This is a genomic window from Pseudomonas sp. 34 E 7, assembly GCF_900005715.1.
Taxonomy (GTDB): Bacteria; Pseudomonadota; Gammaproteobacteria; order Pseudomonadales; family Pseudomonadaceae; genus Aquipseudomonas; species Aquipseudomonas orientalis_A.
Window position 1 is genome coordinate 1 of record NZ_CVTX01000026.1, and the last position, 9,155, is coordinate 9,155.

Here is a 9,155-nt window from a genome sequence, read left to right on the forward strand (position 1 = left end):
ACCTGGCGCGTGTCGGCCAGGGCCAGCGCACTGGTGGGCGCGGCGGCGTGCTTGGCGATCCAGGCCTTGACCTTGGCGCGAAACAGCTGCTTGCGGCTCCAGTAATGGTGGATCAGGTCCGGACACTCGCGCACGTTGAGCGTGCGATAGGCGGCGATGGACAGACAGAACTCTTCCAGGGTGTAGGCGCCCTGGGCATGGGGGAACAGTTCATCCATCAACTCGATGGAACGGTCGAGGATGTGCGCGTCCTGTTGGGTCAGGCCCATCACGCCGGAGTTGAGGGTCATCATGTCGTCACCGGCCACGCCCATGTCGAGCAGGCGCTGGTGAAGCGCGGTGTAGAGAATGCTTTCGTGGTTGTCGCCGTACCGGGTGTAGAAGGCGTTGCACAGCAGCGTGCCCGGCTGCACGCGCTCGAACAAGGCCAGGGGGGAGCGGTGAAAAAACGTGTCGGTGTCGATCAGCAGCGCCACCGGCGATTCCTGCAGCACCTGGCGCAGCACCACGTGCTTGGTGCGAAAGTGATAACCGTGGGGTTCGCTCCAGCGTTTGCGGGTGGCTTCGTCCAGGGGGCGCACGCTTACCGGCAGCAGGCGATAGGGTTCGGGGTTGTCGCTGAATACCTGGATGTCCACGGCCGCATCGGGGTCGTCTTGCAGGAAGGCCAACGCGCTGGCGATGCTGAATACCGCTTCCTGGTGGTAGGTCTCGGCGCCGAAGACCAGGTAGACCAGCTGCGGACGGGAAGTGGAAGGCACTGTATTCATGGACTGCGGGGTTCCCCTTGGATACCTGAAACGACAACGTAAAACGACAAAGGCCCTCGTCTGAACGAGGGCCTTGGCACCACCGGACAAGCCTTAGCGTGGCAGCTTGAGGTTGTTCCAGATGGCCAGGCTGGGTTCAGCCTGGTTCAGGGTATAGAAGTGCAACCCTGGCGCGCCACCTTGCAACAATTGCTCACACATCTCGGTGATGACCTGCTCACCGAACGCCTGGATGCTTTTGACGTCGTCGCCATAGGCTTCCAGCTGCTTGCGCACCCAGCGTGGGATCTCGGCACCGCAGGCGTCGGAGAAGCGCGCCAGCTTGCTGTAGTTGGTAATCGGCATGATGCCCGGCACGATCGGGATGTTCACCCCCATGGCCTGTACACGTTCGACGAAGTAGAAGTAGCTGTCGGCGTTGAAGAAGTACTGGGTGATCGCACTGTTGGCGCCGGCATTGGCCTTGCGCACGAAGTTCTTGAGATCGTCTTCGAAATTGCGCGCCTGGGGATGCATCTCCGGGTATGCGGCCACTTCGACATGGAAGTGATCGCCGCTTTCTTCGCGGATGAAGCTCACCAGGTCGTTGGCGTAGCGCAGCTCACCGCTGGCCATGCCCATGCCGGACGGCAGGTCGCCACGCAGGGCCACGATGCGCTTGATGCCGCTGGCCTTGTATTGGGTCAGCAGGCCGCGCAGGTCGGCTTTGCTGTCGCCCACGCACGACAAGTGCGGAGCGGCGGGAACGTTGACTTCACTTTCCAGCTGCAGCACGGTATTGATCGTGCGGTCACGGGTCGAACCGCCGGCGCCGTAAGTGCAGGAGAAGAAATCGGGGTTGTAGCTGGCCAGCACCTTGGCGGTGGCCATCAGTTTTTCATGCCCAGCATCGGTCTTGGTCGGGAAGAACTCGAAGCTGTAGCGACGGTCTTGGGACATGGTAATACCCTTTGAAACTCGGAAGCCGACTGTGCAACCCACCTGCACTGTAGGAGCGAGCTTGCTCGCGAAGAACCTGAGAGCGCCGCTGTAAACCAGAAGCGCTGCGTCATCGTTGGCGTTCTTCGCGAGCAAGCTCGCTCCTACAGGTAGAGCAGGTGGAGCTGATTACTTAGTAGCGATAAGCGTGCGGCTTGAACGGACCTTCAACGGTCACGCCGATGTAGTCGGCCTGGGTCTTGGTCAGTTGGGTCACAACGCCGCCGAAACCGCGAACCATTTCCAGGGCCACTTCTTCGTCGAGTTTCTTCGGCAGTACTTCCACGGTCAGGCGCTCGGCTTTCTGGGCGGGCGACAGGTCGGCGTACTTCTGCTGGAACAGGAAGATCTGCGCCAGTACCTGGTTGGCGAACGAGCCATCCATGATGCGGCTTGGGTGACCGGTGGCGTTGCCCAGGTTAACCAGGCGGCCTTCGGCCAGCAGGATCAGGTAGTCATCGTTCTGCGGGTCGAAATCACCGGCGCCGGTACGGTGAACCTTGTGGACCTGCGGCTTCACTTCTTCCCATGCCCAGTGCTTGCGCATGAAAGCGGTGTCGATTTCGTTGTCGAAGTGACCGATGTTGCAGACCACTGCGCGTTTCTTCAGGGCCTTGAGCATGTTCGCGTCACAGACATTCACGTTGCCGGTGGTGGTGACGATCAGGTCGATCTTGCCCAGCAGGGCCTTGTCGATGCTCGCTTCGGTGCCGTCGTTGATGCCGTCGATGAACGGCGACACCAGTTCGAAACCGTCCATGCAGGCTTGCATGGCGCAGATCGGGTCAACTTCGGACACCTTGACGATCATGCCTTCCTGGCGCAGGGACTGGGATGAACCCTTGCCCACGTCGCCGTAGCCGATGACCAGGGCTTGCTTGCCCGACAGCAGGTGGTCGGTGCCGCGCTTGATCGCATCGTTCAGGCTGTGACGGCAGCCGTACTTGTTGTCGTTCTTGCTCTTGGTCACCGAGTCGTTGACGTTGATGGCCGGAATTTTCAGCTCGCCCTTGGCCAGCATGTCCAGCAGACGGTGCACGCCGGTGGTGGTCTCTTCGGTCACGCCGTGGACGCGGTCGAGAATCTGCGGGTACTTCTTGTGCAGCAGCTCGGTCAGGTCGCCGCCGTCGTCTAGGATCATGTTGGCATCCCAAGGCGCGCCATCCTTGAGGATGGTTTGCTCCAGGCACCACTCGTACTCTTCTTCGGTCTCGCCTTTCCAGGCGAATACCGGGATACCGGCGGCGGCGATAGCGGCAGCGGCCTGGTCCTGGGTCGAGAAGATGTTGCACGACGACCAGCGCACTTCGGCACCCAGGGCAACCAGGGTTTCGATCAGCACGGCGGTCTGGATGGTCATGTGGATGCAACCGAGAATCTTCGCGCCCTTGAGCGGCTGCTCAGCGGCGTACTTGCGACGCAGGCCCATCAGGGCTGGCATTTCGGATTCGGCGATAAAGGTTTCGCGACGGCCCCAGGCGGCGAGGGACATGTCGGCGACTTTGTAGTCGGTGAAATCTGCAGGCGTGTTGACAGCGCTCATGAAGAGCCTCCATTCGTAGTGTGCGAATGGGCGCCGTTGTGCGTTTAGTATCCAGCTGCAAGACCAGGCCGGACAACGCCCCATCCGAGCCTGACAGGCCAAGCCTGCTGCAGCGCCCCTCGGACAGGTGGCGGGAGAACGGTATCAACTGAAGATGACCGTTTTGAAACGGGGGCGATTATAGCCGTGTATGCGGCACTTCCCAAGCCTTTCCGTCGGCGGCATGAAGATCGCTCATGGGGGTGATAGCCAATGGCTCATAGAGCTTGGCTCCGGGCTCTGCCATGATGTTACCCATCATTTCGCAAGACGCTTTGGAGTGACCATGAACTTCCACACCCGCAAATGGGTAAAACCCGAAGACCTCAACCCCAACGGCACCCTGTTCGGTGGCAGCCTGCTGCGCTGGATCGACGAAGAAGCGGCTATCTACGCGATCGTGCAATTGGGTAACCAGCGCGTCGTGACCAAGTACATTTCCGAAATCAACTTTGTCAGCGCCTCGCGCCAGGGCGACATCATCGAGCTGGGCATCACCGCCACCGAGTTCGGGCGTACCTCCATCACCCTCACCTGTGAAGTGCGCAACAAGATCACCCGCAAGAGCATCCTGACCGTGGAGAAAATGGTCTTCGTCAACCTCGGTGAAGATGGCCTGCCGGCGCCCCATGGTCGCACTGAAATCAGATACGTGAAGGATCAGTTCAAGGAAGACAGTCTGTCCGAGTGACGACGTAGCGGTGTGATTTGCTTTACCAAATCATTCCGTACGGATCGTCACGAGACGCTTTCATCACTCAGGCTCACACCCTATGGAGAGCCTGTGTATGCAAGTGTTCAGTTCAAGTGCCCGGATTCAGCACTCATTGGATAACGAGGTCAAGTCGGCGGCCACGCCCGGCGCCAAGATGCCTCTGCTGGAGGGGGTGGGCGAGCGCAATGTGACGCTGCTGCGTGATGACCGGGGACGGGTCGAAGTGATTTTGTCGGCGGCGCCAGCCACCAGCCTGGTGCTCAGCGGCGGAGGAGCCAAGGGCATCGCTTTTTCGGGGGTGGTGCAGGCCCTTGAGCAGGCGGGAAAGCTGCAAGGCATCCAATTGGCTTGCGGCTCATCCGCCGGCGCGATTTCGGCGGCGTTGATCGCCAGTGGCTTGGGGGCGGCAGCCTTCGACAGGTTATGCGATAGCATTGATCTGCCGAGCCTGCTCAACAGCACGGATACCGTGACGGCGTGGATGCAGGACGCCAGTAGCACACTCGGCACGCTCATCGGCCGCTTGCCCGGCCCCGTCGGCCATGTGTCTCAGTTATTGGTGACATTGTTGCCGCGCCTGCAAACTGAAGCCTGTCCTCTGGAGGAGATGATCCGAAATGAGTCGCGCCGGTCGCTGCTTGCGCATATCGCGCAAAGCCCTCGGGACACCCGGCCCGCGCAAGTGATGAAGATTGCCGACAAGTTGAGTGCCGGCAGCGCACCGACGTTCGGTGACCTTGAGGTGTTGAACCGGTATATCCCCGCGATCAAGCAGCTGAGTATCACCGGCACCGGTATGTTTGCCGAGCGCCCGCAGTTGGTGGTGTTCAATGCCGATCTGACCCCACAGATGGACATCGCTCGGGCGGCGCATATTTCCGGTTCCTTGCCGGTGGTGTTCAAAAGCCCCGTGGAACAAGGTCATGGCTTTCAGGCCTCAGGTGAAATCACCGCGTTCAAGGACGGTGGCTTATTGCTCAATACCCCGGCGCCGGGTGTGGTGCACAGGTCATTTCCCGATAGTCCCTTGAACAAGCCTGAAGCGTTGATCGTCAAGTTTGAGCCCAGCACCAGCGAGACACCGGCGCGAAGCGGCAGCTTTCTCAGCAGTGTGGCCGATCGCGTCACCGGTGTTGCGCATTCGGCCGCTGAAGCCTTCCAGGAGAAAAAGCTCGAAGCGTTTGCCGATCAAGTCGTCACACTGCCGCTGAAGACCGAAGAAGGTGATTTTCGCGGCCTGCTCGGCGGCACCGTCAACTTCATTATGCAGGATGAGCACAAGCAACATTTGCAGGCCAAGGCGCGTCAAGCGGTGGAGATGCATCTGGAGCGCCGCTCCACAGCCCTTGAGCATCATGGGTTTCAAAGCCTGCATGACGCCGTGCTGGCCATGGATGATCGACTGCTCGCCAGCGTTCAGTCGGCGCTGCAAAAAGATGCGGCCGCCGTAGATGTACTGACGTTCAGAAGCAACGCGCAGCAGGCGTTGCAAGCCTTGGATCAGGCGATCACCGAAGCGAATCAGACCCACGATACGTTGATGTTTACGCCGCAAATCTCATCAGCGCTGCGCAACCTGGATGCCCTTGTACAACGGCCTGAGCAAATCGACTGGTTGGCAGGGCGACTCAATGGCGCCGATCAGCGCAACTTTCAGCAATTGCTGCAAATGGCGGCCAGGCAGGTCGCAGGCAGTGCGCCGCCGGTGTCCAAAGTCCTCGTCGGTGCTGTCGCCCAGATGGGCGTGCGCGATATTGCGATCAAGGCAGACAACTTCACACGGGAGGTGATCTACCCTTCGTTGTTTCGGCCTGGCCAACCCGAGGCCAATGTCGAACTGCTCCATCGTACGGCTCAAGACTTGGGGTGGGCTACCACGCCCAGCGAGTTCAATCGTGTGCTCGACACCCTCGGCGAGCGCTATAGCGCACGTAATAAACCATGGGATAAAGCGTCCGGTTTGACCACGGTACAAATGGCCAGGGCCTGGAGGATTCCGGTTTAGTTGCGGGGCCACTGAACAGGTACGGTGGCCGCGTGTCGTAGCTACACGCCCCCCTTGGACTCCGGATAATCATGGCCACCGACGAAGCAGGTAAAACCCCCAATCTGTCGCAGGAAGAACAGCAGGACGTAGACGAAAACCAGCCGCCCCGCGCGGCGGTGCTGCACGAAATCATCCGTACCCAGGGCGACCAGGAACTGGAGCGCAGCGTCGCGGCGTTGTGGTGGTCTGCGCTGGCTGCCGGCCTGACCATGGGCCTGTCGCTGATGGCCATGGGATTGCTCAATTCGCGCCTGCCGGACGGCGAAGCGTTCAAGGTCATCGCCAGCTTTGGTTATTGCGCCGGTTTCCTCGCGGTGATCCTTGCGCGCCAGCAACTGTTTACCGAAAACACCCTCACCGCCGTGTTGCCGGTGATGAGCAAGCCGACCCTGGCCAATGCCGGGCGCCTGTTGCGCCTGTGGGCGGTGGTGCTGGTGGGCAACCTGTGTGGCACCCTGCTGGTGGCCTACGTGATGCTGCACCTGCCGATATTCGACACCAAGACCGACATGGCCTTCCTCGAAATCGGGCGCAAGATCATGGAAAACGACGCCGGCCAGATGTTCGCCAAGGGCATCGTCTCCGGCTGGATGATCGCCACCATGGTGTGGATGATTCCGTCGATGGAAAGCGCCAAGATGTGGATCATCATCCTGATCACCTACCTGATGGCGTTGGGCGATTTCACCCACATCGTGGTGGGCTCGGCGGAAGTGTCATACCTGGTGTTTGCCGGTGAACTGTCGTGGCATGACTTCTGGCTGGTATTTGCCGGCCCCACCCTGGCCGGCAATATCATCGGTGGCAGCTTTATCTTTGCATTGATCAGCCATGCACAGATTCGCAGTGAGGGCAGCTTGCCGGGCAAGAAGGCTGCGGACCCGAGGCATCCGCAGCAGGTCGACAAGGATCAGTGATGTTCTTCGGCCGTGGCCTCGGGTTCGCCCCGGGTCACGCGCTTGACCAGTTTGCCGATGCTCAGGCCCTGGAGCAGGATCGACGACAGCACCACGATATACGTGATGCTCAGCAGCAGGTCGCGTTCCGGGCCCAGCGGCAATGCCAGGGCCAGCGCTACCGAGACGCCGCCGCGCAACCCGCCCCAGGTGAGGATGCGGATAGTGCCGCGCGGGACCGTGCGCCAGCGTCGCAGCAGGAGGATCGCCGGGGCCACGGTCAGCAGGCGTGACAGCAGGATCGCCACCGCCAGCAAGCTGGCCGCCAATACGTGCAGCCAGTTGAAGGGCAACAGCAGCAGTTCCATGCCGATCAGTGCGAACAGCAAGGCGTTGAGCATGTCGTCAAGCAACTCCCAGAAACCATCCAGATAGCGCCGCGTCATGTCGTTCATCGCCAGCTTGCGCCCCAGGTTGCCGATGATCAGGCCGGCCACCACCATCGCAATCGGTGCCGAGACGTGCAACTCGGTGGCCATCGCCGAGCCGCCGATCACCAGCGCCAGGGTCAGCATGACTTCGATCTGGTGTTGTTCGATGCTCTTGATCATCAGGTACACGAGGTAACCGATCAGCCCGCCGAATACCACGCCGCCAATCGCCTCATGGGCGAACAGCATTGCGGTGGCGCCCAGGGTCGGTGTTTCACCCAACTGCGCGATGCCCAGCAGCACGGTAAACACCACCACCGCTGTGCCGTCGTTGAATAGCGATTCGCCGACGATAGTGGTTTTCAGCGGCTTCGACGCATTGGCGGTACGCAGCACACCCAGCACCGCAATCGGGTCGGTGGGTGAGATCAGCGCGCCGAACAACAGGCAATACAGGAAGCTCACGTGCCAGCCGAACAGGGCAAAAATGTAGTACGCCAGGCTGCCGATCACGACGGTAGCGATCAAGACGCCCAAGGTCGCCAACAGGCCGATGGGCCAGCGGTAGCTGCGCAGGTCGCTCAAGTTGACGTGCAACGCGCCGGCGAACAGCAGGAACGAGAGCATCCAGTTCATCAGCAAATCGCCGAAGTCGATCTGGCCGATCAGTTGCTGGATGCGTTCCTCCAGGCCCGGGTAGCCGATGAAACTGAGGCCTTGCAGGAGCAACGAAAACAGCAGCGCAGTGACCATCACGCCGATGGTCGGCGGCAGGCCGATAAAACGGAAGTTCACATAAGTGAGCAGGGTGGTGAGGCAAATGAAGGCGGCAACAAGTTCAAGCATCCGGGGTCCTTGGGGCGGGGACGTAGAGGCGCACAGCGTGCGTCGCGAAGTCGTTTGGTATAAGAAGTCGTTTAGTATAAACAGGTGCAATTACCTGAAAGAACCTTTCGGCCGGTCACGGCTCATAGCTTGTGGGTGGGGCTGATTGGCACATGGGTGATGAAGCTTTGACTGCCTTGATAAATCTTAAAAGGGAATGACTGATGACAGTGGCTTTCTGGTGTGTGTTGATTGCGATATTTCTGCCGTACCTGTGTACGGGTGTGGCCAAGTTCAGCGAGGGCAAGTTTGAGCTACGGCATAACCGCGACCCGCGCGCGTTTCTGGACACGGTCGGAGGCGTTGCCAAGCGTGCCCACAATGCGCAGCTCAATAGCTTTGAAGTGACTCCGGCCTTTGCGGCGGCGGTGATTATCGCCCACTTGGCCGGTACGGCCGAGTTGGTGACGATCAATGTGCTGGCGGTGCTGTTTATCACCAGCCGCCTGCTGTACATCATTTGCTACCTGGCGGACTGGGCGATGTTGCGTTCGCTGGTGTGGATTGTGGGGATGGCGCTGATTGCGAGTTTCTTCTTTGTTTCGGTCTGAAGCCTGACGCGGAATCTTGCGGGAGGGGGCTTGCCCCAATGCCGGTCGGTTAAGCGCAGATCCCCTGTGGGAGGGGGCTTGCCCCAATGCCAGTCGGTTGGCGCAGATCCCCTGTGGGAGGGGGCTTGCCCCAATGCCAGTCGGTTGGCGCAGATCCCCTGTGGGAGGGGGCTTGCCCCAATGCCAGTCGGTTAGCGCAGATCCCTTGTGGGAGGGGGCTTGCCCCCGATGGCGGCCTCTGGGCCGACCAGGATGCTGGATCAGACTGAGTACATATCCGTTTCTGCGGTAACGGCTGCT

General features: G+C 60.4%; 8 protein-coding genes, 1 pseudogene and 1 riboswitch. Of the genes and pseudogenes, 4 read left to right on the plus strand and 5 right to left on the minus strand.

Annotated features, from left to right (window positions below; all coding sequences use genetic code 11):
• The 4 genes and pseudogenes from BFP96_RS00725 to ahcY form a co-directional block, all read right to left on the minus strand.
• A partial coding sequence (locus BFP96_RS00725; protein WP_065935392.1) for a hypothetical protein occupies positions 1–770 on the minus strand: 770 nt, incomplete at its 3' end.
• Between the two features lie 93 nt (positions 771–863).
• Entirely contained in the window at positions 864–1,709 is an 846-nt protein-coding gene (gene metF / locus BFP96_RS00730; protein ID WP_065935388.1) for a methylenetetrahydrofolate reductase [NAD(P)H], read from the minus strand.
• 45 nt (positions 1,710–1,754) lie between these two features.
• Positions 1,755–1,844 (minus strand): annotated as a pseudogene (locus BFP96_RS31610) (outer membrane lipoprotein carrier protein LolA); the annotation flags it as partial.
• A 37-nt stretch (positions 1,845–1,881) separates the two neighbouring features.
• A complete protein-coding gene (ahcY, locus tag BFP96_RS00735) occupies positions 1,882–3,291 on the minus strand; it encodes an adenosylhomocysteinase (RefSeq protein ID WP_065885390.1) in 1,410 nt (469 codons plus the stop codon).
• 21 nt (positions 3,292–3,312) lie between these two features.
• Positions 3,313–3,418: riboswitch (S-adenosyl-L-homocysteine riboswitch) on the minus strand.
• 198 nt (positions 3,419–3,616) lie between these two features.
• Here ahcY and BFP96_RS00740 point away from each other — a divergent pair.
• From BFP96_RS00740 to BFP96_RS00750, 3 genes are all read left to right on the plus strand, one after another.
• Positions 3,617–4,021: an acyl-CoA thioesterase gene (locus tag BFP96_RS00740; protein ID WP_065885391.1), complete on the plus strand. Its 405-nt coding sequence runs from the start codon at positions 3,617–3,619 to the stop codon at positions 4,019–4,021.
• Between the two features lie 178 nt (positions 4,022–4,199).
• Positions 4,200–6,050, plus strand: a complete 1,851-nt coding sequence (locus tag BFP96_RS00745; RefSeq protein ID WP_371914754.1) for a patatin-like phospholipase family protein — start codon at positions 4,200–4,202, stop codon at positions 6,048–6,050.
• 71 nt (positions 6,051–6,121) lie between these two features.
• On the plus strand, positions 6,122–7,009 hold the full coding sequence (locus tag BFP96_RS00750; RefSeq protein WP_065885393.1) for a formate/nitrite transporter family protein: 888 nt from the start codon (positions 6,122–6,124) through the stop codon (positions 7,007–7,009).
• Here BFP96_RS00750 and BFP96_RS00755 read toward each other — a convergent pair.
• The gene (locus tag BFP96_RS00755) at positions 7,003–8,265 is read right to left on the minus strand and encodes a cation:proton antiporter (protein WP_065935390.1); all 1,263 of its coding nucleotides are present in this window, start codon (positions 8,263–8,265) and stop codon (positions 7,003–7,005) included. The genes BFP96_RS00750 and BFP96_RS00755 overlap by 7 nt on opposite strands.
• A gap of 203 nt (positions 8,266–8,468) precedes the next feature.
• On the opposite strand from BFP96_RS00755, the gene BFP96_RS00760 reads away from it, so the two are divergent.
• Entirely contained in the window at positions 8,469–8,855 is a 387-nt protein-coding gene (locus BFP96_RS00760) for an MAPEG family protein (protein WP_065935391.1), read from the plus strand.
• Positions 8,856–9,155 lie beyond the last annotated feature (300 nt).

Bases quoted from the DNA above. Each gene is read 5' to 3' on its own strand.
- metF (WP_065935388.1), bottom strand. From the start codon at position 1,709: ATGTCCCAAGACCGTCGCTACAGCTTCGAGTTCTTCCCGACCAAGACC.
- ahcY (WP_065885390.1), bottom strand. From the start codon at position 3,291: ATGAGCGCTGTCAACACGCCTGCAGATTTCACCGACTACAAAGTCGCC.
- BFP96_RS00740 (WP_065885391.1), top strand. From the start codon at position 3,617: ATGAACTTCCACACCCGCAAATGGGTAAAACCCGAAGACCTCAACCCC.
- BFP96_RS00745 (WP_371914754.1), top strand. From the start codon at position 4,200: ATGCCTCTGCTGGAGGGGGTGGGCGAGCGCAATGTGACGCTGCTGCGT.
- BFP96_RS00750 (WP_065885393.1), top strand. From the start codon at position 6,122: ATGGCCACCGACGAAGCAGGTAAAACCCCCAATCTGTCGCAGGAAGAA.
- BFP96_RS00755 (WP_065935390.1), bottom strand. From the start codon at position 8,265: ATGCTTGAACTTGTTGCCGCCTTCATTTGCCTCACCACCCTGCTCACT.
- BFP96_RS00760 (WP_065935391.1), top strand. From the start codon at position 8,469: ATGACAGTGGCTTTCTGGTGTGTGTTGATTGCGATATTTCTGCCGTAC.